The 24,215-nt window shown below is 59.5% G+C and carries 23 protein-coding genes and 1 pseudogene; 15 read left to right on the top strand and 9 right to left on the bottom strand.

The window, feature by feature from the left end:
* Position 1: 1 nt before the first annotated feature.
* Entirely contained in the window at positions 2-1,399 is a 1,398-nt protein-coding gene (locus tag HHJ17_RS10145; protein ID WP_296500709.1) for an aminopeptidase P N-terminal domain-containing protein, read from the bottom strand.
* A 47-nt stretch (positions 1,400-1,446) separates the two neighbouring features.
* A complete protein-coding gene (locus HHJ17_RS10150; RefSeq protein ID WP_296501185.1) occupies positions 1,447-2,250 on the bottom strand; it encodes a nucleotidyltransferase family protein in 804 nt (267 codons plus the stop codon).
* Positions 2,251-2,555: 305 nt separating this feature from the next.
* On the opposite strand from HHJ17_RS10150, the gene tkt reads away from it, so the two are divergent.
* The 5 genes from tkt (at position 2,556) to HHJ17_RS10175 (ending at position 8,737) form a co-directional block, all read left to right on the top strand.
* Entirely contained in the window at positions 2,556-4,553 is a 1,998-nt protein-coding gene (tkt, locus tag HHJ17_RS10155) for a transketolase (RefSeq protein ID WP_296501183.1), read from the top strand.
* Positions 4,554-4,586: 33 nt separating this feature from the next.
* On the top strand, positions 4,587-5,585 hold the full coding sequence (gene gap, locus HHJ17_RS10160) for a type I glyceraldehyde-3-phosphate dehydrogenase (RefSeq protein WP_296505683.1): 999 nt from the start codon (positions 4,587-4,589) through the stop codon (positions 5,583-5,585).
* Positions 5,586-5,925: 340 nt separating this feature from the next.
* A complete protein-coding gene (locus HHJ17_RS10165; protein WP_296505684.1) occupies positions 5,926-6,468 on the top strand; it encodes a hypothetical protein in 543 nt (180 codons plus the stop codon).
* A 31-nt stretch (positions 6,469-6,499) separates the two neighbouring features.
* Entirely contained in the window at positions 6,500-8,293 is a 1,794-nt protein-coding gene (locus HHJ17_RS10170) for a restriction endonuclease (protein WP_296505685.1), read from the top strand.
* 54 nt (positions 8,294-8,347) lie between these two features.
* Entirely contained in the window at positions 8,348-8,737 is a 390-nt protein-coding gene (locus HHJ17_RS10175; RefSeq protein ID WP_296505686.1) for a helix-turn-helix transcriptional regulator, read from the top strand.
* A 276-nt stretch (positions 8,738-9,013) separates the two neighbouring features.
* Here HHJ17_RS10175 and HHJ17_RS10180 read toward each other — a convergent pair whose 3' ends face one another.
* Both HHJ17_RS10180 and HHJ17_RS10185 read right to left on the bottom strand, forming a co-directional pair.
* Positions 9,014-10,330 (bottom strand): hypothetical protein, encoded by a 1,317-nt coding sequence (locus tag HHJ17_RS10180; RefSeq protein WP_296505687.1) that lies wholly within the window; start codon positions 10,328-10,330, stop codon positions 9,014-9,016.
* Between the two features lie 92 nt (positions 10,331-10,422).
* Positions 10,423-10,668 (bottom strand): hypothetical protein, encoded by a 246-nt coding sequence (locus HHJ17_RS10185; protein ID WP_296505688.1) that lies wholly within the window; start codon positions 10,666-10,668, stop codon positions 10,423-10,425.
* On the opposite strand from HHJ17_RS10185, the gene HHJ17_RS10190 reads away from it, so the two are divergent.
* The 8 genes and pseudogenes from HHJ17_RS10190 (at position 10,659) to HHJ17_RS10225 (ending at position 19,362) form a co-directional block, all read left to right on the top strand.
* On the top strand, positions 10,659-10,853 hold the full coding sequence (locus tag HHJ17_RS10190) for a hypothetical protein (RefSeq protein WP_296505689.1): 195 nt from the start codon (positions 10,659-10,661) through the stop codon (positions 10,851-10,853). The genes HHJ17_RS10185 and HHJ17_RS10190 overlap by 10 nt on opposite strands.
* Positions 10,854-10,875: 22 nt before the next feature.
* Positions 10,876-12,711, top strand: a complete 1,836-nt coding sequence (ilvD, locus tag HHJ17_RS10195) for a dihydroxy-acid dehydratase (protein WP_296505690.1) — start codon at positions 10,876-10,878, stop codon at positions 12,709-12,711.
* Between the two features lie 30 nt (positions 12,712-12,741).
* On the top strand, positions 12,742-13,887 hold the full coding sequence (locus HHJ17_RS10200) for a cupin domain-containing protein (protein WP_296505691.1): 1,146 nt from the start codon (positions 12,742-12,744) through the stop codon (positions 13,885-13,887).
* A gap of 134 nt (positions 13,888-14,021) precedes the next feature.
* Positions 14,022-14,627 carry a phosphatase PAP2 family protein gene (locus tag HHJ17_RS10205; RefSeq protein ID WP_296505692.1) on the top strand — a complete coding sequence of 202 codons (606 nt, stop codon included), beginning with the start codon at positions 14,022-14,024 and terminating at the stop codon, positions 14,625-14,627.
* A 46-nt stretch (positions 14,628-14,673) separates the two neighbouring features.
* Positions 14,674-16,083, top strand: coding sequence for a bifunctional DedA family/phosphatase PAP2 family protein (locus HHJ17_RS10210; RefSeq protein ID WP_296505693.1), 1,410 nt, complete (start codon positions 14,674-14,676; stop codon positions 16,081-16,083).
* A 94-nt stretch (positions 16,084-16,177) separates the two neighbouring features.
* Positions 16,178-16,519 carry a J domain-containing protein gene (locus tag HHJ17_RS10215; protein WP_296505694.1) on the top strand — a complete coding sequence of 114 codons (342 nt, stop codon included), beginning with the start codon at positions 16,178-16,180 and terminating at the stop codon, positions 16,517-16,519.
* Positions 16,520-16,606: 87 nt separating this feature from the next.
* Positions 16,607-16,893: pseudogene (locus HHJ17_RS10220) on the top strand (hypothetical protein); the annotation flags it as partial.
* Between the two features lie 87 nt (positions 16,894-16,980).
* On the top strand, positions 16,981-19,362 hold the full coding sequence (locus tag HHJ17_RS10225) for a transglycosylase domain-containing protein (protein WP_296505695.1): 2,382 nt from the start codon (positions 16,981-16,983) through the stop codon (positions 19,360-19,362).
* Here the strand turns inward: HHJ17_RS10225 and HHJ17_RS10230 are convergent.
* The gene (locus HHJ17_RS10230; RefSeq protein WP_296501739.1) at positions 19,359-19,778 is read right to left on the bottom strand and encodes a VOC family protein; all 420 of its coding nucleotides are present in this window, start codon (positions 19,776-19,778) and stop codon (positions 19,359-19,361) included. The two genes, HHJ17_RS10225 and HHJ17_RS10230, sit on opposite strands and share 4 nt — an antisense overlap.
* 116 nt (positions 19,779-19,894) lie before the next feature.
* Positions 19,895-20,467, bottom strand: coding sequence for a DUF1439 domain-containing protein (locus HHJ17_RS10235; RefSeq protein WP_296501740.1), 573 nt, complete (start codon positions 20,465-20,467; stop codon positions 19,895-19,897).
* Positions 20,468-20,732: 265 nt separating this feature from the next.
* Here HHJ17_RS10235 and HHJ17_RS10240 point away from each other — a divergent pair, with 265 nt between their 5' ends.
* On the top strand, positions 20,733-21,674 hold the full coding sequence (locus tag HHJ17_RS10240) for a GSU2403 family nucleotidyltransferase fold protein (RefSeq protein ID WP_296501741.1): 942 nt from the start codon (positions 20,733-20,735) through the stop codon (positions 21,672-21,674).
* A 57-nt stretch (positions 21,675-21,731) separates the two neighbouring features.
* On the opposite strand, the gene HHJ17_RS10245 is transcribed toward HHJ17_RS10240, so the two are convergent.
* From HHJ17_RS10245 to HHJ17_RS10255, 3 genes are all read right to left on the bottom strand, one after another.
* On the bottom strand, positions 21,732-22,436 hold the full coding sequence (locus HHJ17_RS10245; protein WP_296501742.1) for a glutathione S-transferase N-terminal domain-containing protein: 705 nt from the start codon (positions 22,434-22,436) through the stop codon (positions 21,732-21,734).
* A 28-nt stretch (positions 22,437-22,464) separates the two neighbouring features.
* The gene (locus tag HHJ17_RS10250) at positions 22,465-22,716 is read right to left on the bottom strand and encodes a hypothetical protein (protein ID WP_296501743.1); all 252 of its coding nucleotides are present in this window, start codon (positions 22,714-22,716) and stop codon (positions 22,465-22,467) included.
* Positions 22,717-22,898: 182 nt separating this feature from the next.
* Entirely contained in the window at positions 22,899-23,345 is a 447-nt protein-coding gene (locus HHJ17_RS10255; protein WP_296501744.1) for an SRPBCC family protein, read from the bottom strand.
* Positions 23,346-23,504: 159 nt separating this feature from the next.
* Here HHJ17_RS10255 and alkB point away from each other — a divergent pair, with 159 nt between their 5' ends.
* Complete coding sequence (gene alkB / locus HHJ17_RS10260) at positions 23,505-24,149, top strand: DNA oxidative demethylase AlkB (protein ID WP_296501745.1); 645 nt, start codon at positions 23,505-23,507, stop codon at positions 24,147-24,149.
* The last annotated feature ends 66 nt before the right edge of the window (positions 24,150-24,215 follow it).

Raw genomic sequence — 24,215 nt, forward strand, 5'->3', positions numbered from 1 at the left:
ACTAGCCCCGCATCAGCGCCTCAATCTCGTCCACCGCCACCGGCACGCCACGGCTGATCAGCTCACAGCCGGCCGCCGTCACGATGGCGTCGTCTTCAATCCGGATGCCGATGTTGTGGAATTGCACCGGCACCCCGTCGGCCGGCCGCACATAGAGGCCGGGCTCAACCGTCAGCACCATGCCGGCTTGCAGGATGCGGCTCGGGCGGTCCTTGACGGTGTCGCCGCTCAGCGGGTCCTTGCGCTCGGTAAAGCGGCCCGCTTCGGCCGGCTCGACATAGCTGCCGCAGTCGTGCACGTCCATGCCCAGCCAGTGGCCGGTGCGGTGCATGTAGAAGGTGGAATAAGCGCGCTTCTCGATCACATCGGCCAGCGTGCCGACCTTGTTTTTGTCCAGCAGCCCCAAGTCCAGCAGGCCTTGCGCCAGCACCTTGACGGTGGCGTCGTGCGGGTCGGTAAAGCGGGCGCCGGCGTGGGTGGCGGCGATCGCGGCCTCCTGCGAGGCCAGCACCAGTTCGTACAGCGCACGCTGCGGCCCGCTGAACTTGCCGTTGGCCGGAAAGGTGCGCGTGATGTCGGACGCATAACCGTCGAGTTCACAACCGGCGTCGATCAGCACCAGCTCGCCATCCGCTACCCGCCCGGCATCGGCGCGGTAGTGCAGCACGCAGGCGTTGGCGCCGGCGGCCACGATGGAACCATAGGCCGGGTACTGCGAACCCTGGCGACGAAATTCGTGCAGCAGTTCGGCGTCCAGGTGGTACTCGCGCACCTCTTGGCCATCGCGCAACATCCGGGCGCTCAATTGCATGGCGCGGATGTGGGCGCCGGCGCTGATCTGCGCGGCGCGGCGCATGGTGGCTTGTTCGTGCCCGTCTTTGACCAGTCGCATCTCGTCCAGCGGCCCGCACAGGTCGCGCAGCTGATCCGGGCACAGCGCCCCCAAACGCACGCGGCCACGCACGCTGCCCAACCAGCCGTCGACTTGCGTCTCCAGCCCTTTGTGGGTGGCAAACGGGTACCAGACGGCATCGCGGCCATCCAGCAGGCCGGGCATCTGGGCGGCCAGTTCGGTGATCGAATACGCCGCATCGACGCCCAACTGCGCGGGCGCGGCATCCGGCCCGAGCCGGTAGCCATCCCAGATTTCACGCTCCATGTCCTTCGGCGCACAAAACAGAGTTGTTTTGCCGTCGCCGGTGATCACCAACCAGGCCTTCGGCTCGGTAAAGCCGCTCAGGTAATAAAAGTAACTGTCGTGCCGGTACAAAAAATCGCCATCGCGGTTGCGCTGCTGTTCGGGCGCGGTCGGGAGGATGGCAATGCCCTTGGGCCCGAGTTGGGCGGCCAGGCGGGCGCGGCGTTCGGCGTAAAGAGACGGGGTGGCAGAAAGGTTCAAGGCTTAGCTCCAGTTGGCACGAAGGCGGACCAGGTTGGTCAAGGTAATTAATCTGAATCGGTCAGCTGGTTCAGCGACTGCAGGCGCTCCGGCGTGCCCACGTCGGTCCAGGCCCCGTGGTACAGCTCCGCGCTGACCTGCCCATTGTCCATGGCGGCGCGCAACAGCGGCGCCAGTGGGGCTTTGAGGCCCTGGGCATTGCCAGCCGGAATGTCGCAATACGGAGGCGCAAACAAGGCGCGGTGGTAGAGGCCGATGGTGGAATAGGTGTAACGCGGTTGCGGGTCATCGGCGGGCAAATTCAGCGCCAGACCAACGGCGTCACCGGGCCTCAGCGTCAAGCCAAAGTCGCCGTGCGGGTTGTGCGCCGGGTTGCGCACCAGCCACAAATGCGCCAGCTTGCCGCTGGCCACAAAACGGTCCACCGCCGCTTGTAAAAACACAAAGTCGGGCGCAAAAACGTCGCCGGCCAGCACCCAAAACACTGTGGCACGCGCCCCGCTGGCGTCCGCCGGGCAGAGCAGCGGCAAGGCCCGCACAATGCCGCCGGCCGTCTCCAGGGCGCCGCCAAAGTCTTGCCCTTCATGCGAGTAAGCGATCTCGATAGACTCCTGATTTAATAGCGGCTTGCGCATATCCGACGGGGGCTGCAGCCTGAAAACGCTTGTGAATTTATCAGCAATCTGCGCCCCGAGCCAGGCCGTATTGACCACCACGCGCTGAAAGCCGCTGCGCGCCAGCGCCTCCAGCGGCCACTGCATCAGCGGCTTGCCGCGCACCAGCAACAGCGGTTTCGGCGTGCGGTCGGTCAGCGGGCGCATCCGCTCGCCGCGCCCGGCGGCGAGCAGCATGGCGTGGATCGGATCGGTGGTTGGCGTCGATGTTGGCGTTGGCTTCATGCGGCAATTTCTCCAGTGGCGTTCAGGTGCGGTCTTGGCATGCTTGCGACTATACGCAGTGCCGGCGCTGCATCCGGTTACACGGCGTATAAATCGGGCGCTTGGCGGTGGCCGGTAAAATGTCGGGTTTCCCCCTCCACCGTAGAACTATTTCAAAGTTGGCACAGATGTCTGATACAGAACAAGTTGAGCAAGTAGAACAAGAAGTCACGCAAGCGGTCGCAGCCGTCCCCGCCATCGGCGCCAGCCGCACGGACATGGCCAATGCCATCCGCGCCCTGGCGATGGACGCCGTGCAAGCCGCCAATTCGGGTCACCCCGGCGCGCCCATGGGCATGGCCGACATGGCCGTGGCGTTGTGGGGATCGCACCTCAAGCACAACCCGACCAACCCCCACTGGCTGGACCGCGACCGCTTCGTCCTCAGCAACGGCCATGCTTCCATGCTGCTGTACTCGGTGCTGCACCTGACCGGCTACAAGCTGCCGATGGCCGAACTGAAGAAATTCCGCCAGCTGCACAGCAAAACGCCCGGCCACCCGGAAGTGCACGTCACCCCCGGCGTGGAAACCACCACCGGCCCGCTCGGCCAGGGCCTGACCAACGCGGTCGGCATGGCACTGGCAGAAAAACTGCTGGCCCAAGAATTCAACCGTGACGGCCATGACGTCGTCAACCACAACACCTTCACCTTCATGGGCGACGGTTGCCTGATGGAAGGCATCAGCCACGAAGCCGCCGCCCTGGCAGGCGCCTGGAAGCTGAACAAGCTGATTGCCCTGTACGACGACAACGGCATCTCGATTGACGGCCAGGTCGCACCCTGGTTCATCGACAACACCGCGCTGCGTTTTGTGGCCTACGGCTGGAACGTGCTGGGCCCGATCGATGGCCACAATGCCGAGCTGGTCGCCAGCACCATCGCTGAAGCCAAAACCGGCGCCGACAAGCCGACCCTGATCATCTGCAAAACCGCCATTGGTCAAGGCAGCCCGAACCGCGCCAACACCGCCAAAGCGCACGGCGAACCGCTGGGCAATGAAGAAATCGCCCTCACCCGCGACGCGCTGGGCTGGCCGCACAAGCCATTCAGCGTGCCCAAAGAGGTGCTCGCCGCGTGGGACGCCAAAGCCGCTGGCGTTGCCGCCGAGGCCGTCTGGAACGACAAGTTTGCCGCCTACAAAGCCGCTTTCCCCGAGCTGGCCAAAGAGCTGCTGCGCCGCATGAAGGGCGACTTGCCGAAGAACTTCAACCAGGTCGCCGTCGACACCGCCGTGGCGGCCCACACCAAAGCCGACACCGTGGCCTCGCGCAAAGCGTCGCAACTGGCGCTCGAATCGTTCACCGCTGCCCTGCCCGAAATGCTCGGCGGCTCGGCCGACCTGACCGGCTCGAATCTGACCAACACCAAGTGCACCCCGAATCTGCGTTTTGACGCGGTGACCGGCGAAAGCAATGGCGGCCGCCACATCAATTACGGTGTGCGTGAGTTCGGTATGGCGGCCATCATGAATGGCGTGGCGCTGCACGGCGGCTACATTCCGTTTGGCGGCACCTTTTTGACCTTCAGCGACTACAGCCGCAACGCCATCCGCATGGCGGCGCTGATGAAGCTGCGCGTGGTGCATGTGTTCACCCACGACTCGATCGGTCTGGGCGAAGACGGCCCGACCCACCAGTCGATCGAGCACGCCGCCTCGCTGCGTTTGATCCCGAATCTGGACGTGTGGCGTCCGGGTGACACGGCTGAAACCGCGGTCGCCTGGGCCGTCGCCCTGCAGAACAAGAACAAGCCAACCGCCCTGCTCTTGAGCCGCCAGAACATCAACTACGCGCCGAAATCCGGTTTGGGTGACATCAGCAAGGGTGCTTACGTGTTGGCCGAGCCCAGCGAAGTCGGCATGAAGAAAAAGACCCAGGCGGTCATCATCGCCACCGGTTCCGAAGTGCAGTTGGCGCTCAAGGCGCAAGAGATTCTGGCCACCCGCAAGATCGCGGTGCGCGTGGTCTCCATGCCGAGCACCACCACCTTTGACAAGCAAAGCGTCGAGTACAAGAGCAGCGTGCTGCCCGCCGGTGTGCCCCGCATTGCGGTCGAAATGGGTGTCACCGCCGGCTGGTGGAAATACGGCTGCGCGGCGGTTGTCGGCATCGACACCTACGGCGAGTCGGCCCCAGCGCCGGTCCTGTTCAAACTCTTCGGTTTCACGCCAGAAAATGTGGCGGACACCGTAGAACAAGCTTTGCGTAAGTAATCCGTTTTCAAGTTTTAACCATTGGAGAAAATTATGACGATCAAGATTGGTATCAACGGCTTCGGCCGCATCGGGCGCATGGTGTTTCGTGCCGCCGTTCAAAACTTCAAGGACATTGAAGTCGTCGGCATCAACGACCTGCTGGAGCCAGAGTACCTGGCCTACATGCTGCAATTTGACTCGGTGCATGGCCGCTTCAAGGGCGACTTCGCCGTTGAAGGCAACAACCTGATCGTCAACGGCAAAAAAATCCGCCTGACACAGGAGCGTGACCCCGCCAACCTGAAATGGTCGGACGTTGGCGCCGACCTCGTGATCGAAGCCACCGGCTTGTTCCTGACCAAGGAAACCGCCCAGAAGCACATCACCGCTGGTGCCAAAAAAGTCATCATGTCGGCGCCCAGCAAAGACGACACCCCGATGTTTGTCTACGGTGTGAACGACAGCACTTACGCCGGCCAGGCCATCATCTCCAACGCCAGCTGCACCACCAACTGCCTGGCCCCGGTGGCCAAGGTACTGAACGACAACTGGGGCATCAAGCGTGGCCTGATGACCACCGTGCACGCCGCGACCGCGACGCAAAAAACCGTGGACAGCCCGTCCAACAAAGACTGGCGCGGCGGCCGTGGCATTCTGGAAAATATCATCCCAAGCAGCACTGGCGCCGCCAAGGCGGTTGGTGTGGTGATTCCGGAGCTGAACAAAAAGCTTACCGGCATGTCGTTCCGCGTGCCCACTTCCGACGTGTCGGTGGTGGACTTGACCGTGGAGCTGAACAAGCCCGCCACCTACGCTGAAATTTGTGCCGCCATGAAGGCCGCATCCGTTGGCGCCATGAAGGGCGTGCTCGGCTATACCGAAGAGAAAGTGGTGTCCACCGACTTCCGCGGTGAGAGCTGCACCTCGGTGTTCGACGCCGATGCCGGCATGGCACTGGACAGCACGTTCGTGAAGGTCGTCAGCTGGTACGACAACGAATGGGGTTACTCGAGCAAAGTGCTGGAAATGGCACGCGTCATCTCCAAGTAAGCGCTTTCTTGCTCACCTGAAAAACGCGCCTTCGGGCGCGTTTTTTTGTGGATGAGGGCTTCTTTAAATCCAATGCTGGCGTGGCTTCGGATCATTTTCAAATGCCCGTTTTAGACTGACAGGCAACATTCAGCGTTCCGAACTGCATCCACCAAACCCGACATTGGCTTTATTGGTGCGTTCTCAGAAAATGTCACAATCAATTCGACTGAAACCCCACATGTATATCCGTAACATCTGTCGCACTTCCGACTTTGCAGAGTTGCAGTTATTCATGTGGACCGCGCCACTGGCTATAGTTGCCCGACAACTCAATCGTTTGGACATTCGCTAATCATTTATGGACGCTCCACAATTCATCGCCCGTCAACGTTTGCTGGCCGGGCTTGAAGAAAGCGATTCCCGACGACGAATAGGGCGGGCGGACAGGATAGAGTGGCTAGCACTGCATGAGATCAGTACGTCGGCTGTTATTGGGAGAATCGAAGCCATGCAGTTACTCCGCGAAGCACGCGAAGTTTTCGTGGATGGACATTACGTCGCTACGCTTCTGGTCGCTGTCGGATTCATCGAGCACACAGTAGTGGAAGAACTTCAACTACTCGGGCATGTAAATGGCAGCCCAACATTCAGTCAAGCAATCCTCATCGCGGCAGAAAAGAAGGTCTTCCCTTCTGACTGGCTTGCGCGCGCTAAGAAGTTGAACCTTCGCCGTAATCCGTTTGTACACATCAAGGATGCCAAACATCAACATGCGCTTGGCGTGCGAATCCGAATGGAGGATCGACATCCAACCGCAATTCTTGAGTCTGACGCGAAGGACGTCATCGATCTCATGTACAACTTTTTCGTGGCAACGCTACGTGAAACACGCGTGCCTTAATAACTAGAAAGCAAGTCAATCAGGGGGATGAATGGGAAACTTTCAGGCCAAATTTGAAGTCACAACGCACGATTCTGGCAAGAAGACGTATGTCGGCGAGATGCGCCACGAGGGACTAGGCAAGCATCGAATCATTCGAGACACCAGCGAAAACGAAGAGTTTGTTCGACTATTGACCAAACTTCAATGGGCCGATTGGGAGCAGCGATTTGAGATTATTGAGCGAAAGAAGCTAGAGATTGATCGAAGGACTCCCCAAAAATGGATGGCCTTTGACGAGGGGCAGCGCGATAAGGCCGACGCGATGACGCAGGACATTCAGAGTGATATCAAGCAGCTTGAAACTTTACTTGTCTCAGCTTTAGACGAGCCAACCATGATGGATTGGGAGGCGCTAAAGGCCAGGTATTTACCGTTCAGTGAAGATCCGCCAAAGCTCCCCGTACTTCCAACGGAGCCAATGGCCCCCTCTTTGCCAGCGAAGCCAAGCCAAGACTCTTGGGAGTTTCAGCCATCCATTTCAATACTTGATAAGCTGATCTCATCTCGCCGTGATCAAAAGATTGCAGAGTCAACGGTCAGATTCCAGGAGGCAGTTGCCCGATGGAAATCGGATGTAGATCGAATAACCGAAGCGCATGATGGCGCTCACTTGGCGTACAGGACGACTGTTCTGCGGATAAATAGCATTCATGCCGAATCGATCACAGAGTGGGAAGCCAGAAAAGCCGAATTTGAAAATAAGGAGCGGCTTCGCAACGCGGCGATTGATGCCAAGCAGGCGGCATATCTCGCATTGGAGCCGGCTGCCATAGTCGATCACTGTGATTTGGTACTGTATCAGTCGCGATATCCAGACTTGTGTCCGAAAGAGTGGGAACTGGATTACGACCCGTCATCAAAACAATTGATCGTTGATTACTTGTTACCAGCCCCAGACGACTTTCCGAGAAGCAAGGGAGTCAAATGGGTTGCCGCTCGCAACGTCCTTGAGGAGCAAAAGCTGACTGAGACGGCCAGGACAAAACTCTACGACGAAGTGGTGTACCAGATAATTCTGCGCACGGCACACGAAATTGTTAGCTCTGATGCTGCTGGTGCAATTCATGCGGTCGTGGTGAATGGAATTGTGAATTCTATTGATCGAGGTACAGGGAAGGACGTGACAGCTTGCATTTTGTCTATGCGCGTGAATGCTGCCGAATTTAAAGAGATCAACCTTACCAAGGTTGATCCAAAGACATGTTTCAAGTCACTCAAGGGTGTCGGAAGCTCCAAGTTGCATGGTCTTTCACCGGTACCGCCGATCATGACTATTAGTAAGGATGATGCGCGATTTATTGCTGCCTATGGAGTTGCTGGTTCGCTAGACAGCGGAGTAAATTTAGCGGCGATGGGATGGGAGGATTTTGAACACTTGATCCGTGAGCTTTTTGAAAAAGAGTTCTCTTCAACGGGCGGTGAAGTTCGGGTGACTCAAGCCAGTCGGGACGGTGGTGTTGATGCCATCGCGTTTGATCCTGATCCGATTCGCGGGGGCAAGATCGTCATTCAAGCCAAACGATACACAAATACAGTCGGCGTCAGCGCCGTTCGTGATCTGTACGGAACAGTGATGAATGAAGGTGCAACAAAAGGAGTATTGGTAACTACCTCAGACTATGGACCAGACTCATACAGCTTTGCACAAGGTAAACCACTGGTCTTGTTGAATGGTGCAAACCTCTTGCACATGCTCGAAAAACACGGGCACAGCGCACGAATTGACATTGGAGAAGCCAAGAAAATTAACGCTTATCAAGCATCGTTTGCTGCGAGCCTTTGATGGTGTAGCTAGTAGCTTCTACGCAAAAGTTAATTATTAAAGGACATGATAAAGATGGATGCTGAAAATTTGCCTACGGTAACCTTTGGCTATGCCTTAAATGCGGAGCGCAAGCGCTTAGGCATTACGCAAGGTCAACTGGCAGAGCGGACCAACACAACTCAACAAAATGTGGCAGGGCTAGAGTCAGATAAATCGTTGCCGCGCCCTGAGTTATTTAGCAAGATAATCGAAGTTTTTGGCAGAGACTCAATCCTTGCCACATTGCCCTCCACACGTCGCATATTGATGATTGCGCCTGAAATCAATCACGTTAAATCGTCACAGGAATTACAGTTGAGACCTATTCAGCAGGCCGCACTCGATGCTTTGGCTACGGCTTTGACCGATGGTCGCGTGAGTGACGCTGAGTGCGTGAAACTGCTTTCGCAATTTGTTGTTTAAGAGACCGTTGATCTACGAATAACAGCAATGGAGCGTCGGTGGGGATGACTGGACTGGGGAAATCGATTTATATTCCGGAAGCATGGCGGCCGACAGCTTCCGTTGCACTACAGACAGTTATTCTTAGCGCGGGAATCTTGGATATTCTTGGAAACACAAGGTTAGACGTTTCATCTTTTAGGCCACCAGCGTAGTAAAACCCGCTGATAACGGGCACTGACCATGATGTGGCCACCGAAAGAAGCCGACCCTGCAGCAGGCCTTGATATTTCGGTCTCAGGCGTGGAGCTGTTTCAGTTGCCGGGCAATGATGTCATGGTTGAGCCATAACACCGGACCAGCCGGGGCAGAAGACTCGCGGAACATCAGGGGCCCGGTGGCTTCGATCACGAAGCTGCTCAGCAGATCGGTGATCAGGGCTTTGCTGTCCTTGTGCATCTTCAGAATTTCATCGGATGTGCCGATGGTCAAGCCCGCTTGGGCCGGGCTGTTGGGCATGGGCCAGGCGGCAAAATCACGGAAGTCCTGCATCACTTCACTGACCTGGAAATCGTGGACCTTCTGTAAAACATCTTCCAGTGTGATCCCGTCTGCCAGGATTTCACGGCAGGCCTGCCACTGCGCTTCGACCCAGGCACCACCCGCTTCCTTCTTCAGCGCGGTGAGGAGCAAGATCAGTGGCAGTTCGACGCCCGCGAAGATATCGGATGAGTTGGTTCGGATTTCCGGGCAGTTGTAGACCGTGGCCTTGATGTTATTGCGCCATGCCGCCTCAGCAATGCGCTCAAGTCGCATCTTGGCCAGACCCTGGGTGTAGTTGGTGTAGGTTTGCCACTGGTACTGATCGTCAACGAGGACTTCCGTCCCGTGGTAACCATAGGCCGAGTAGCGAACCTGGCCGCCCGAAGCTTCTACCCGCGTGCGGATAGCCGCACTTGCGTCAATGAGGTGCTGGAAGGTGTTAGCTGACACTTCATCGAAGTTCTGCAGAATCAGCTTGCCCAGATCGCTCTCCAGCAGGACCTGGGACGACATGAAGCGGTCCCCGCGTCCTTTGTAGACACGGTTGGCAATGGCCAGGAACACCTTGGCCTTGGGAATGCCACCCGCCATCGTGTGGGCAAAAAAGATATTGCGACCCTCAGGGACCATGCCAGTCAGATGTGCCATCACTTCGGCCACCGAATCCTTGAAGCGCTGGATGCCGACTTCCCGGCATTTTTCGATATGCGCCCAGTCGAGCTTGTCGTCCATCCAGGTCTTGAGCGTCATGCTGCCGAGCAAATCGGTCGGTGTAGGCTCGCCCGCCGGTGCATCCAGATCAAAACCGGCCATCAGAGGCACGTTGATGATCTTTCCGCCCAGCCCAGCTTCCGCGACCGCCAGCTCCTCGTCGTTCAGAGGGCGCAACTTGTTGTTTTCGTCGCGCCGCCCCACCGTGATGCCGACGATCTGCATGCCCGCCTTGCGCGCTTCATTGACCAGACCGTTGGCGTAACCACGTCCAAAAAGTTCACCGAACAGCACGAACACATCGCCCTTGCGAAAGATATTTTGCTGAGGAAGTTGATGCAAAGAAGTACGATTTTTCATGTGGCCATTATCTCTTCAGAGATTGACCGGCTCTTCAACCGCTTTGCGCAGGCATGAATTAACGTCGGTCAGCCGCCGGCGGAAGACCCAGGCTAGGTAATTTTGAAGACCGTCCGAATTGTTTTTGAGCCGGACTTTTCTTCGTAAACCGCCCATTGCTTGATGCCTTTGACAAGAACAAAGGTACTGATGTCTTTCACCGAAGTTTTGGCCTTCAGCTTGGCCGTGACCCAGTCCTGAACGTGCGCAAAGGTGCGGCCTTGCTGGCCGGTTGGAACCAGCAATTCTTTCTCCCCCACTTTGCCCAAAGAGGTGACGACGAGTTCGGTTGCTGGCATTTTTTACTCTCGGTGGTGTTGGATGTGTTGCAAACGCGCTGTGGGGATCAACAGCGGATGCTGGATTATCCCTGTTGATCACCATGGCCAACCCTTTTGCCAAGCATGACGGTGGGACGATAATTGATGGTTCAGCGCAGCCCTTTGCCGCTGCGCAGACCGTGAATTTCATCTACCGCATTTAGCATCTACCAAGAGGGTTTATCCGTGCCTGTCTACCGCTCCAAAACCTCCACCGCCGGCCGCAACATGGCCGGTGCCCGCTCACTCTGGCGTGCCACCGGCATGCAGGACGGCGACTTCGACAAGCCGATCATTGCCGTGGTCAACTCCTTCACGCAGTTTGTGCCCGGTCACGTCCACCTGAAGGACCTGGGCCAGTTGGTGGCGCGCGAAATTGAGTTGGCGGGCGGCGTGGCCAAGGAATTCAACACCATTGCCGTGGACGACGGCATCGCCATGGGCCACGACGGCATGCTGTACTCGCTGCCGAGCCGCGACATCATTGCCGACTCGGTCGAGTACATGGTCAACGCCCATTGCGCCGACGCCATGGTCTGCATCTCCAACTGCGACAAGATCACTCCCGGCATGTTGATGGCCGCCATGCGCCTGAACATCCCGGTGGTGTTTGTCTCCGGCGGCCCGATGGAAGCCGGCAAAACCAAACTCGGCGTCATCAAGCTCGATTTGATCGACGCCATGGTGATGGCGGCCGACGACAAGGTGTCCGACGAGGAACTGGCCGAGGTCGAGCGCTCCGCCTGCCCGACCTGCGGCTCCTGCTCCGGCATGTTCACCGCCAACTCGATGAACTGCCTGACCGAAGCGCTGGGCTTGTCCCTGCCCGGCAACGGCACCGTGGTGGCCACCCACGCCGACCGCGAGCAGCTGTTCAAGCGCGCCGGCAGCCTGGCGGTGGAGCTGTGCAAGCGTTACTACGAACAGGACGACGAAACCGTGCTGCCGCGTTCCATCGGCTTCAAGGCCTTTGAGAACGCCATCACGCTCGACATCGCCATGGGCGGCTCCACCAACACCATCCTGCACATCCTGGCGATTGCGCAAGAGGCCGAGATCGACTTCACCCTGGCCGACATCGACCGCCTGTCACGCGTGGTGCCGCAGCTGTGCAAGGTCGCCCCCAACACGCCCAAATACCACGTGGAAGACGTGCACCGCGCCGGTGGCATCATGGCCATCCTGGGTGAACTGGACCGCGCGGGCAAGCTGCACACCGATGTGCCCACCGTGCATGCGCCGACCCTGAAGGATGCGTTGGACCAGTGGGACATCATGCGCAACCCGTCGCCCGAGGTGCAAAAGTTCTACAAAGCCGGCCCGGCGGGCAAGCCCAGCCAGGTCGCTTTCAGCCAGGCCACGCGCTGGCCCAGCCTGGACACCGACCGCGCTGAAGGTTGCATCCGCTCCGGTGAGCACGCGTTCTCGCAAGAGGGTGGCCTGGCGGTGCTGGTGGGCAACATCGCGCTCAACGGCTGCGTGGTGAAAACCGCTGGCGTCGATGACGCGCTGATGGTGTTCGAAGGCCCGGCCCATGTGACCGAGTCGCAGGACGAAGCCGTCGCCAACATTCTGGAAGACAAGGTCAAGGCCGGTGATGTGGTGATCGTGCGTTACGAAGGCCCCAAGGGCGGCCCCGGCATGCAAGAGATGCTGTACCCGACGTCGTATATCAAGTCCAAGGGCTTGGGCAAGGCCTGCGCCCTGCTGACCGATGGTCGCTTCTCGGGCGGCACCTCCGGCCTGTCCATGGGCCACGTGTCGCCCGAAGCCGCAGCCGGTGGTGCGATTGGTCTGGTGCGCAACGGTGATCGCATCCGCATCGACATCCCCAACCGCAGCATCAACGTGCTGGTGTCGGATGAAGAGTTGGCCCGCCGCCGTGCCGAGCAAGACGCCAAGGGCTGGAAGCCTGCCGTGCCGCGCAAACGCAAGGTATCTGCCGCGCTCAAGGCCTATGCCATGCTGGTGATGTCGGCCGACAAGGGCGCCGTGCGCGACCTGTCGCTACTGCCAGACTGATCCTTCGTTTTATTTTTTCACTGGCGCCCCATGCTCAAACTCAACCTGGCTGACTTCACCCTCGAACACTTCATGGCGCACTACTGGCAACAAAAGCCGGTCGTGATCCGCCAGGGGTTTGAGCACTTTGCGGACCTGATCAGCCCCAATGATCTGGCAGGGCTGGCCTGCGAAGAAGAAGTGGAGTCCCGCCTCGTTTACAAAAAAGACGACCAATGGCAGGCCGAGGTCGGCCCGTTTGAGTCCTACCAGCGTTTCGGCAAAGAGGGCTGGACGCTGGTCGTGCAGGCGGTGAACCACTGGTCGCCCGAGGTGGCCGAGCTGGTGAAGCCGTTTGCGTTTATTCCAAAGTGGCGACTGGATGATGTGATGATCAGTTACGCCACGCCCGGCGGCGGCGTCGGGCCGCACATCGACCTGTACGACGTCTTTATCTGCCAGGGTTCCGGCCGGCGTCACTGGCGGGTTGGCGACCTGGGCGAGCACAAGCAATTTGCGGCGCATGCGGCGCTCTTGCACACCGAGCCGTTCGAGGCCATCATTGATGTCGAACTATCGCCCGGCGATATTTTGTACATCCCGCCGGGCTTCCCGCATGAAGGCGTGGCGCTGGAAGAGTCGATGAGTTTCTCGGTCGGCTTTCGGGCCAAATCGGCCTGCGACCTGCTCAGCGGTCTCGCTGATTACGTGATCGACAAGGAGCTGGGCAAGACGCTGCTGAGCGACCCCAAGCGGCCGATTTGTCAGCATCAGGGCCAGATCAACGCCAGCGATTTCACCATCATCAAAGCGCATCTGCAGACCGTGCTGGACAACAACACGCTGATGGCGGATTTTGCCGGCAGCTACCTGTCCAAGACCAAATGCGCGCTCGATCTGCAAGCGCTGGACGAGCCGCTGGAGACTGCCGACTTGGTCAACGCATTGAGGGAACAGCCGCTGGTCCGCACCGGCGGCTTGCGTTGCCTGTATGTCGACGAAACGGTGGCCCAAGGGGTTTGCTACATCGAAGGCGAACGCTTTGACTTTGGTCCGGCCAGCCAGCAGGCGGTCGTGGCGCTGTGTGACAACGACGAGCTGAACCACGCCCTGTTAGAGAGCGGGCTGCAAAACCCCGAATTTGTGCGCCAGTTAACCGAGTGGGTGAATGCCGGGTATTGGTATTTTCAGGATTGAGCCTGATTGGCTTGACTGCTTTTGCCGCCCATAAAAACCGTGCCTTCGCCAAGCACATGCCGCTCGCCGAACTCAACCGCCGGTTACACAAAATTCGGGGCATCCGCCCAACTTCCCTATAAGCTGACCGCTCAATGAACCATCTGGAAGCACTCAATCAAGCCTTTTTTCTGTCTATCAATGCCAGTTTGGCCTCGCCTGCCTGGGAAATCAGCTTAGCGGCCGTTATGGCTGATTATTTAATCTATCTGATACCTGTGGCCCTTGTTGGCCTGTGGTGTTGGCGTGATGAAACTCAACGCAATCTGGCACTCAAGGCCTGTCTTGTGGCCTTCGTCGCATTGGGCGTCAATCAAATTATTATTCAGGTGTGGCCCCATCCAAGGCCTTTCATGATCGGACTCGGCCATATGTTTATTCCACATGCGCCGGATTCGTCTTTCCCCAGCGACCATGCCACCATTTTCTTTGCGGTCGGCCTGACGTTGATCTTGGGCTATCTTCGCTCCGTGACAGGTTGGGCTATCCTTGTGCTGGGCGCCTTAGTCGCCTGGGCGCGTATTTTTCTGGGCGTCCATTTCCCATTGGATATGCTGGGCGCTTTGGGTGTCGTCTGCGTCGTGTGGATGGGCATTACGATGGGTTGGGCTCGCATCGGCACGATGGTCACGCGACAGATGGAACGCTTTTACCGGGTAATTTTTGCCCGCCCCATTGCACTTGGGCTGATTCGCCCATAACCAACGACGAAAGCACACAACATGTGCTTCAAATGAAACGCCTATGTTGCAGTACCTGATCAACCTCGTCGAGCAACTGGGACAGTGGGGCTATCTAGTTATCTTCCTGGGTGCGATGCTGGAATCGGCCGCTTTTTTCGGACTGGTTATTCCGGGCGAAAGCCTGGTACTGGTGGCTGGCTTTCTGGCGGCGCAAGGACTGCTTGATCTTGACGTGCTGATTGCGGTCGTTGCCATTGGGGCGGCCGTGGGGGACAGCATCGGTTACGAAATGGGGCGCGGCATGGGGCGCCCGGCGCTGGTTAAGTACGGTAGTCGATTCGGTCTGACTGACGAGCGTATTAACAAGGCAGAGACATTTTTCGCGCGGCACGGAAGCAAAGCGGTTTTCTTGGGGCGATTTGTCGGCTTTGCCCGAGCGTTAATACCCTTTCTGGCCGGCTCGTCCCGAATGGCCTACCGGAAATTCCTGCCCTACAACGTATTGGGTGCCGTTCTTTGGGCATCTGCCGTCACCTTGCTCGGGTACTTCCTGGGCGCCAGCTGGCAAACAGCCGAACGCTGGATTGGACGCGCCAGCGCCATCATCGGCGCCATCCTGGTGTTTGCGTTGTTACTGGTCTGGCTCTGGCGCTGGGCGGTCCGGCATGAGTCCTTCATCAGACACGGCTGGGGCCGCTTTCTTCAGCGACCGCGCATCCATGCGTTACGCGTTCGCTTCAGGCCACAAATTGCGTTTGTCCAGGCCCGGCTGTCGCCTCAGAGCTATCTTGGCTTGCAGCTCACGACAGGGGCACTGATCTTGATTGGCGCCAGCTGGTTATTTGGCGGAATCGCCGAAGATGTCGTCAGCGGTGACCCACTCACGCTTGTTGATCTGCGCGTGGCCCAGTGGTTTCACGAGCATGCCACACCGCTGTTGACCCAGACCATGCGGGTGGTCACGAACATCCACAGCACCCTCCCCATGACGACGGCTGTGGTGCTGATCGCCGCCTATTTGGCTTGGAAGAAAAACTGGTATTGGTTGATTTGCGTAACCATTACGGTCCCGTTCGGGATGCTGCTCAATGTCTTGATGAAGTATGCGTTTCATCGTGCGCGCCCAAATTTTGATGTCCCGATCCTTGAACTGGCGACTTACAGCTTCCCCAGCGGGCATGTGGCAGGCTCAACCTTGTTTTATGGCGTATTGGCTGGAATGCTGGTTACGCAGATAGTGGCGTGGCGCTGGCGCGTGATGATCGTGCTCGTAGCACTCGCCATGGTGGTGCTGGTGGCCATTACGCGCATGTACCTTGGCGTTCATTATCTGAGCGATGTGCTGGCCGCTGTTGCGGAGGGGGTTGCATGGCTAGCCCTGTGTCTAACGGGTGTCCATACCTACTGGAATCATCGCGTCGAAACCGGATTTTCTGGCAAAGAAATGAGCCGCCCCCGCCGGGATCCATCTTGAACATGCCGCAGCAACGTTTTTGACAACGCGCAAACACCCGGCCCGAACAAGTGGGACGATGCATCATCTCCATGCCTGCCCTACCTATCAAGTCATGAGTTCCGATAAAACGGAAGTCACCCTGTACGACGCCTTGGAAGTCAGCCCCCGTGCGAGCGCCTTGGTGATCAAGGCTGCCTATCGTTGCCTGGCCCAAGTCAATCATCCCGATAAAAATTCGGGTTCCGCTGCCGCCAGTGAGAGGTTGGCGCAGATCAATCACGCCTATTCCGTTCTGTCTGATCCAGATAAGCGCCGACGCTATGACCAGACGATTGAGCGTCACGATCACCTCGTTGATCGTCGCGGTAAAGGCATGCATACGGGTGGCAGGCCAAGGCCTGTCGTTGACGAGCCTCTTGTGTCGCGAGCGTTCGTGTTTCGGCCGCTCACCTGATGGTCCGTGTTCCGGTCTGAGGGCAGGCACAGACGCTGGCGGCGGCTGACACAAGCCATCATCGCGCTGCAGCGGCCTCACAAGAGCCGCTGCAAAACACTGACGTTTGACAACGGAAACGAGTTTGCGGATCACGAATTCATCGCCCAATGCCTGCGGGCCAAGGTGTACTTTGCGCCCCCTACTGCTCCTGGGAGTCTGGGCTCAACGAGAACACCAACTTGCGGAAAATCGGACAGAACCAGGTCAATGAGGCGGTGTAGCCGTTCAACCACAGGCCTCGAAAATGTTTGGGCTATCGCACTCCGCACGAGGTTTTTTATGGGTTGAGGATGAGCCCGATTAAACTACCAACGGATGCACTTTGTACTTGAATCCATGAGCCATATCAGCCTCTAGCCCTCGTGCAGCATGCGCAAACAGCTATAAAAATAATAGCAACTTTACCCTCTGATTCCTGCATGATCAATCTTTCCCAGCTCAAACCCCTTGTTGCAGACCGGCTGCGTCGCTTGCGCCGCCCCACCCGGCGCGAGTTGGCGTGGGCGCTGGCCGCCGTGCCGGCGCTATTTTTGCTCTACGTGCTGGCGCTGATTCCGTTCACGCCCGGCATCAGCGACATCCGCAAGGCCAAGCTGGAGCAGCCGGCGCAGGTGCTGTCGGCGGACGGCAAGCTGCTGACCGAGTTCAAGTGGGCCAATCGTTCCTGGGTGCCGCTGGACCAGATCGCACCGTCGGTGGTGGCGGCCCTGATTGCCACCGAAGATCACCGCTTTTATCAGCACCACGGCCTCGACTGGCGGCGCACGGCCGCCGCCGCGTTGAGCACGTTTTCGGGTGAGTTGCAAGGTGGATCGACGCTGACGCAGCAACTGGCACGCAACCTGTATCCGGAGGAAATCGGCCGTGCCGCCACGCTCAACCGCAAGCTGAAAGAAGCCATCACCGCGCTCAAGATCGAGGCCCTCTACACCAAGCCGGAAATCCTCGAGACCTACCTCAACACCGTGCCTTTTCTGTACAACGCGGTCGGCATCGAGATGGCGGCGCGCACCTATTTCGACAAATCGGCCGCGCAGCTCGACCTGCTGGAGAGCGCCACGCTGGTCGGCATGCTCAAGGGCACCAGTTACTACAACCCGGTCCTCAATCCCGAGCGCGCCGAGCAGCGCCGCAACACCGTGCTGGCGCAAATGGTCAAGCGCGACAAGCTCGATGCCGCCAAGTTTGAGTCGCTGAAAAAACGACCGCTGCGCGTTGAATTTGAGCGCCAGCTCGAACCGATGGGCCCGGCACCGCACTTTGCCCAGCAACTGCGCAAATGGCTGATCGACTGGGCCGACCGCAACGACTACAACATCTACACCGACGGCCTGGTGGTGCACACCACCCTCGACGCGCGCCTGCAGCAGGTGGCCAACCAGGTTGTGGCGCGCCAGGGCCGCCAACTGCAAGGCGTGGCCGACGCCGCCTGGCGCCCGCGCACGGTCTGGGGTGAGCGCAACGAGTTGGTGCAAGCCTTTGTGCGCGAAACGCCCGAGTACCGTCGCGCCATGACCAGCGGGCTCACGGCCAAAGAGGCCCTGAAAAAACTGATGGCGGACACCACCTTCATGCGCACCCTGCGCGAGCAAAAAACCCGGGTGCAGGCCGGCTTTATGGCGCTGGACCCGAGAAGCGGCCAGATCCGCGCCTGGGTCGGCAGCCGCGACTTCGAACAAGATCCGTTTGACCATGTGCAGCAGGCAAGGCGCCAGCCCGGCTCCACCTTCAAGCCCTTTGTTTACGGCGCCGCGTTTGAAAAAGGCGCCAGCCCCGACGACACCTTCATCGACCAGGCGGTGGAAATCCCACTGCAGGGCGGCGAAGTGTGGCGCCCCGCCGACGACGCCCCGCCCAGCGGCCGGCCCTTAAGCCTGCGCGACGGCTTGGCCTATTCCAAAAACACCATCACCGCCCAGCTCATGCAAACCGTCGGCCCCGACCGGGTCGCCAAACTGGCACGCGCCATGGGCGTGCGGCAAAGCAAGCTCGACCTGGTGCCGTCGCTCGCGTTGGGCACCAGCCCGGTCACCTTGCGCGAGATGGTCAGCGCCTACGCCACCATCGCCAACGGCGGCGGCTACCTGGAGCCGGTGCTGGTCACCCGCATTGAAAACCGCCAGGGCAAAGTGCTGGCCGAGTTCCAGCCCGCCACCGCCGAGCCCGCGCTGTCCGCCCAGGCCAACTACACGCTGCTGGACGCGCTGCGCGGCGTGATCGACCGGGGCACCGGCGCCGCCATCCGCAACCGCTACGGCATCCGCGCCGACCTCGCCGGAAAAACCGGCACCACGCAAGACAACACTGACGGCTGGTTCATTCTGATGCACCCGCAGCTGGTGGCGGGCGCCTGGGTCGGCTTTAACGACGGCCGCGTCACGCTGCGCAGCGACTACTGGGGCCAGGGCGCGCACAGTGCGCTGCCGATCGTGGGCGATTTCACCTCGCAAGCGCTGCGCGCCCGCCTCATTGACCCGCGCGTCCGTTTTCTGGAACCGAAAGACACCAGCCTGCTCGGCCCGTTGATGGGCGGCCTGGGCGGTTGGGTCAGGAGCTTGTTTGGCTCGACGCCTGTACCGGTGAAACCACCGGAGCCCAGGCCGGCGCCCCTGCCCATCCCGGAGCCCATCCCCGAGCCGCCCCTCATGCCGACATCAGCGCCCGAGGTGCCGCTGGAGCCGCTGCCGGAAGAAATCATTTTGCCGTCAGAGCGCCTCGATCCGGTGAATGTGGTGCCGCCGGCATCCTCCACCAGTTTGCCCGCAGCACCAGCCACGCCAGCGTCTGCACCCAGCTTCTAAACGTCTTGCGGGCCGACCTCGGTCGCGGTGGGTGCCATGCTGATCAACTCCCACAGGTGCCCATCCAGGTCCTGATAACCATGGCCGTACATAAAGCCCTGGTCCACCGCCGGCCTGGGCGTGGTGGCACCGGCGGCCACGGCTTTCAACACCAACTCGTCCACCTGATCCCGGCTCTCGCAGGAGAGACAGATCAGCACTTCGGTGCTTTGAGTGGCATCACAAATCGGTTTTGGGGTGAAGGTCTTGAAGAAGGGCTCTACCAGCAGCATGACGTAAATATCGTCGCTGACGATCATGCAGGCGGCGTTCTCGTTGGTGAACTGGGGGTTGAATTTGTAGTCCAGCTGGCGAAAGAACTCAACCGACTTGGCCAGGTTTTTGACCGGCAGGTTCACATAGATTTGGGTAGCCATACGTTCTCCTTTAACGACAAAATTTACAAAAATAGCAGAGGCGATTCACAGCGTCTAGCGGCAGAGAACACTATGGCGACCGGAGCAAAAATATTCAAACAGCGGGCAACCAGTTGTCACAGCGGCTTGAGTACAAAGCCAATCACCAGACCCTTGTCCGTCACCGTGATGCTGCCCGGCTGCATCCCCAAGCCATCGGCCACCGCCAGGTCTTGCGGGCGCAATTGGTGCAACACCACCTCCTGCAAGGACTGCTGCGCCAATTCAGGCCCGTAGAGGTTGAGCAGCTCCGACGCTGCCGGTTGCAGGTCCGCAAAGTGCAGACGCTTAAAGCGCAATTGGTAGGCGCGCAGGGTGCGGTCACTGGCCTCGTAGCGCAGGGCAAAGTCCACATCGAAGGTGCCCGAGAGGCTGCGCTGCAGTGCCGGGCCGGCGGCCTCGACCGCCATCTCGGCGCTCACGCGGTTCTGCGCCGGCAGCAGACGCAGGCGCGGCGCCTGCAACGCCAGATCCATCAGGCCCGCCACCGGATACCGCAGCGGAAAACGCTGCGCCACCGCCTGCTGCAATTGCCCGGCAGACACGGTGTAGCTGGGCTGCGGCTGGGACTGCTCGTCCGGCAACGCCGACTGGGCCAGCCCACTGAGCGCCAGGCAAGGGACGGCAGTCAAAAAGAATCTGCGATGCATTCATGTCCTCCAGAGCAGTCTTGATTGTGCGCCGCAGACCAGAATCGCCCAAGCTATGCGGTTATTACCCAATGCGCCACCGGCCCCGCGCACCACCGCCGGCCGCGCCACAGATGCCGCCAGCATCCGGGTCACGCTCGGGAAATTCTGCCTGCTCACCCGAAACATCACCACTAGATTCAATTTATCGAATATAAATATACCGTAACTTATTGTTTTATATAAATATTCGGCAGACAACTTTAAATAGCATTAATATGCCGAAATGCTAGAAACCAGTGCAACCATTTCGCGCCAATACATCGATGCCGTCTCGGTCTTCGAAGCCCTGGAAGAGGCCTTGGAAGAGGCGACCCAGGTTCGTGGCGGCATGTACTGGCATGCAGGTCCGCCCACATCACCCGACTCCAAGTACCTGGTGCGAACCACGCCGGCTGGTGCAGAGACCAGCCTGGGGGCGCGCACGCCAGAGCTTGATGCCATCTACGCCCGATTCACGCAACGAAAGCGTGAAAGCGCCGAGCGCGTGTCTGGCCTGCAAGCGGCACTCGTACAACAACAGCGGCTCAATCGCGCCCTGCGCGTGGGCCGGGTGGACCCGCTGGTCGTGGCGTTACTGAACCGTTTGGCAAGCACCAAGCTGAGTGACTACTTTCGGGTGGTGGGCACCCACGCGCTGTATGCCTACGAGGCCGCCGCCGGGGTGCGCCTGGACGCAGAGGCATTGGCTACGCGTGACATCGACCTGCTGTGGGACACGCGTAAACGCATCATCTTTTCCACGCAGTTGGCGCGCGTGGACAGCTCCATGCTCGGTGTCTTGAAAAAAGTGGACAGCACATTTCGGATCCGCAAAAGTCAAAAATACACCGCCGTCAACAAAGACGGTTTTGAAGTGGACATCATCCGCCGGGAGCGCGCTGGTGACGACCCGCACCCCATCAAACTCAGCGATGAGGACGAAGACTTCTGGGTCGTCCAAGCGCAACGTGCCAACGTGCTGCTGGATTCACCCAGCTTCTCGGCGGTGATCGTGGCCAGCAATGGCACCATGGCGCGCATGAACACCGTCCACCCCGCCACGTTTGTGGCCTTTAAACGATGGATGTCCACCCAACCCGGGCGCGAAGCCATGAAACGCCGCCGCGACGTCCTGCAGGCGGACACCGTCCAAAAGATGCTTGAAGAATACTTGCCTCACCTTTGATTTTTTGAATCAAATCAAGCACCAGCCCCCGTCACATCTTCGCAAGCCGCTATCAAATCAGGACCGCTTAGGAATCTCCAGCCCGCGCACCACCGCTGGCCGCGCCACAAAGGCCGCCAGCACCCGGGTCACGTTCGGGAAATCTGGCATGCCGACCAGCTCACCGGCCTCGTAGAAGCCGATCAGGTTGCGCACCCAGGGGAAGGTGGCGATGTCGGCGATGGTGTAGGTGTCGCCCATGATCCAGGCGCGGTTGGCGAGCCGCTGCTCCAGCACGGCGAGCAGGCGTTTGGACTCGGCCACATAGCGGTCACGCGGGCGTTTGTCTTCATAGTCTTTGCCGGCGAACTTGTGGAAGAAACCGAGTTGGCCAAACATCGGGCCGATGCCGCCCATCTGGAACATCAGCCACTGGATCGTCTCATAGCGCTGCGCCGCCTCCGGCGGGAGGCAGTGGCCGGTCTTTTCGGCCAGGTACAGCAGGATCGCACCGGACTCGAACAACGCCAGCGGCTTGCCGCCGGGCCCGTTGGGGTCGAGGATGGCCGGAATCTTGTTGTTGGGATTGAGCGAAAGAAACTCCGGCGACAGCTGGTCTTGCGTCTCAAAGCTGACCAGATGCGGCTCGTACGCCAGGCCGCTCTCCTCCAGCATGATCGACACCTTGACGCCGTTGGGCGTGGGCAGCGAGTAGAGTTGCAGCCGCTCAGGATGCTGGGCGGGCCACTTGTGGGTGACGGGGAAGGCGGAGAGATCGGTCATGGCGGTTCCTTGAAAGGGAAACGGGCGGTTAGTGGCCCACCACCGACCAACCGGCGTGCAGGTTGACCTTGTCGTTTTCGTACTCCCACTGGGTGCCGCAGCGTTCACAGCGGTACTTGGTGATGGTGACCTGACCGTGGCCGCGCGCTTCTTTGCGGTTGACGCCTTGCATCAGTTCAGGATGGCCGGGGGCGCCGCGCCAGTTGCGCTGGACGCCAGCGCACGACTCGCAAAGCTCCGGCTTGTTTACTTCGGTCTGTGGATTCAAATCTTGGGGCATGTTGCTACTCTTAAATAAAGTTGGTGATGGGTGGCCGCTTGGCCGGTCATCCGTGGATGGTCGATTGTCGCCCCTCGGCGGCCAAGGCTGAGCCACAAACGCCGCCGGCATCATCAACGGCACTAGCAACTACATCCTCTCGGAAAAGTGGTGGGGTGAATGGCTGGCGGGGGTTACCGGGCTTAGTCCGGAATTTGTGGCTCAACCAGTGTGGCGAGTTGTGCGAGGGATTCTTGCCAGCCCAAGTAGCACATCTCCACGGGGATGACCTCGGGCACGCCTATCTGCACGATGCTCAGTTCGGTACCGCAGACCACGGGCTTGAAGGTGACGGTGGTCTTCATGGTGCCGGGCAGGTTGGGGTCGTCAAACTTGTCCGAGTAGCAAATCTTGGCCGCCGTCACCAACTCCAGGTACTCACCACCAAAGCTGTGGCCGTGGCCGGTGCCGAAATTGGTGAACGACATTCTGAAGGTGCCGCCAACCTGGGCTTCCATGTGGTGGACCTTGCAGGTAAACCCATAGGGCGGTAGCCACTTGGCCAGGGCATCGGCCTCCAAAAAGGCCCGGTAGATGCGCTCGGGTTGGGCGCGAATGACGCGGTGAAGCTGAACGGTGTTGGTAGGCATGGTCTGTTTCCTTTCAGTTTGAAGTGCCGCGACGCCTTGCTTTAAGCGTTCACGACGGGGCGTGAAATCAATTGTGTACAGCGGGCACGAAAAAATAGCACGAATAAAGGACAGTGTCCACATTGCCATCCATGCCTATTTGTTTAAAGTAAACCCCCAATGGCCCTGTTTGACGACCTGCCCCCCGAGACCGCGCTGACGCAGATCGCGCCCGGCGCGGTGCTGCTGCACGGCTTTGCCAAGGACGGCGATGCCGCCCTGCTGCAGGCCATCGAGACCGTCCTCCAGCAAGCCCCGTTACGCCACTGGCAAACCCCCGGCGGCTACACCATGTCGGTGGCCATGAGCAATTGCGGCCCGCTCGGCTGGGTGTCCAGCGCCAGCGGCTACCGCTACGCTGCGGTGGACCCGCTCACGGACCAACCCTGGCCCGCCCTGCCCGCTTGCCTGCTGGACCTGGCCCAACGCGCCGCTGCGCAGGCCGGTTACGCCAACTTTTCGCCCGATGCCTGCCTGATCAACCAATACGTGCCCGGCGCCAAACTCTCGCTGCACCAGGACAAGGACGAACTCGACCTGCGCGCGCCCATCGTCTCGCTGTCGCTGGGTTTGCCGGCGGTGTTTCTGTTCGGCACCCCCAGCCGCCAAGACCGCCCGCAACGCTGGCGGCTGGTGCATGGCGACGTGGTGGTGTGGGGCGGCCCATCGCGGCTGGCCTACCACGGTGTGGCCGCACTGGCCGATGGCGAGCACGCGCTACTGGGGCGGCGCAGGTTGAACTTGACATTTCGGTGTGTGCGCTAGTGATATATACCAAATAGGCCTCTAGCCCCCGTCCCACCTGCGCAAGCCGCTATTAAATAAGGAGCG

The organism is Rhodoferax sp., from assembly GCF_012927445.1.
In the GTDB taxonomy this organism is placed as follows: domain Bacteria; phylum Pseudomonadota; class Gammaproteobacteria; order Burkholderiales; family Burkholderiaceae_C; genus Rhodoferax.

Excerpts from the sequence above, each read along its gene's own strand:
- HHJ17_RS10165 (WP_296505684.1), top strand. The coding sequence starts at position 5,926 with ATGGACGCTCCACAATTCATCGCCCGTCAACGTTTGCTGGCCGGGCTT.
- gap (WP_296505683.1), top strand. The coding sequence starts at position 4,587 with ATGACGATCAAGATTGGTATCAACGGCTTCGGCCGCATCGGGCGCATG.
- HHJ17_RS10175 (WP_296505686.1), top strand. The coding sequence starts at position 8,348 with ATGGATGCTGAAAATTTGCCTACGGTAACCTTTGGCTATGCCTTAAAT.
- HHJ17_RS10240 (WP_296501741.1), top strand. The coding sequence starts at position 20,733 with ATGCTAGAAACCAGTGCAACCATTTCGCGCCAATACATCGATGCCGTC.
- HHJ17_RS10200 (WP_296505691.1), top strand. The coding sequence starts at position 12,742 with ATGCTCAAACTCAACCTGGCTGACTTCACCCTCGAACACTTCATGGCG.
- HHJ17_RS10170 (WP_296505685.1), top strand. The coding sequence starts at position 6,500 with ATGGGAAACTTTCAGGCCAAATTTGAAGTCACAACGCACGATTCTGGC.
- HHJ17_RS10250 (WP_296501743.1), bottom strand. The coding sequence starts at position 22,716 with ATGCCCCAAGATTTGAATCCACAGACCGAAGTAAACAAGCCGGAGCTT.
- HHJ17_RS10230 (WP_296501739.1), bottom strand. The coding sequence starts at position 19,778 with ATGGCTACCCAAATCTATGTGAACCTGCCGGTCAAAAACCTGGCCAAG.
- HHJ17_RS10150 (WP_296501185.1), bottom strand. The coding sequence starts at position 2,250 with ATGCTGCTCGCCGCCGGGCGCGGCGAGCGGATGCGCCCGCTGACCGAC.
- HHJ17_RS10235 (WP_296501740.1), bottom strand. The coding sequence starts at position 20,467 with ATGCATCGCAGATTCTTTTTGACTGCCGTCCCTTGCCTGGCGCTCAGT.
- HHJ17_RS10205 (WP_296505692.1), top strand. The coding sequence starts at position 14,022 with ATGAACCATCTGGAAGCACTCAATCAAGCCTTTTTTCTGTCTATCAAT.
- HHJ17_RS10245 (WP_296501742.1), bottom strand. The coding sequence starts at position 22,436 with ATGACCGATCTCTCCGCCTTCCCCGTCACCCACAAGTGGCCCGCCCAG.
- HHJ17_RS10180 (WP_296505687.1), bottom strand. The coding sequence starts at position 10,330 with ATGAAAAATCGTACTTCTTTGCATCAACTTCCTCAGCAAAATATCTTT.
- HHJ17_RS10215 (WP_296505694.1), top strand. The coding sequence starts at position 16,178 with ATGAGTTCCGATAAAACGGAAGTCACCCTGTACGACGCCTTGGAAGTC.
- alkB (WP_296501745.1), top strand. The coding sequence starts at position 23,505 with ATGGCCCTGTTTGACGACCTGCCCCCCGAGACCGCGCTGACGCAGATC.
- HHJ17_RS10225 (WP_296505695.1), top strand. The coding sequence starts at position 16,981 with ATGATCAATCTTTCCCAGCTCAAACCCCTTGTTGCAGACCGGCTGCGT.
- HHJ17_RS10255 (WP_296501744.1), bottom strand. The coding sequence starts at position 23,345 with ATGCCTACCAACACCGTTCAGCTTCACCGCGTCATTCGCGCCCAACCC.
- HHJ17_RS10185 (WP_296505688.1), bottom strand. The coding sequence starts at position 10,668 with ATGCCAGCAACCGAACTCGTCGTCACCTCTTTGGGCAAAGTGGGGGAG.
- tkt (WP_296501183.1), top strand. The coding sequence starts at position 2,556 with ATGGCCAATGCCATCCGCGCCCTGGCGATGGACGCCGTGCAAGCCGCC.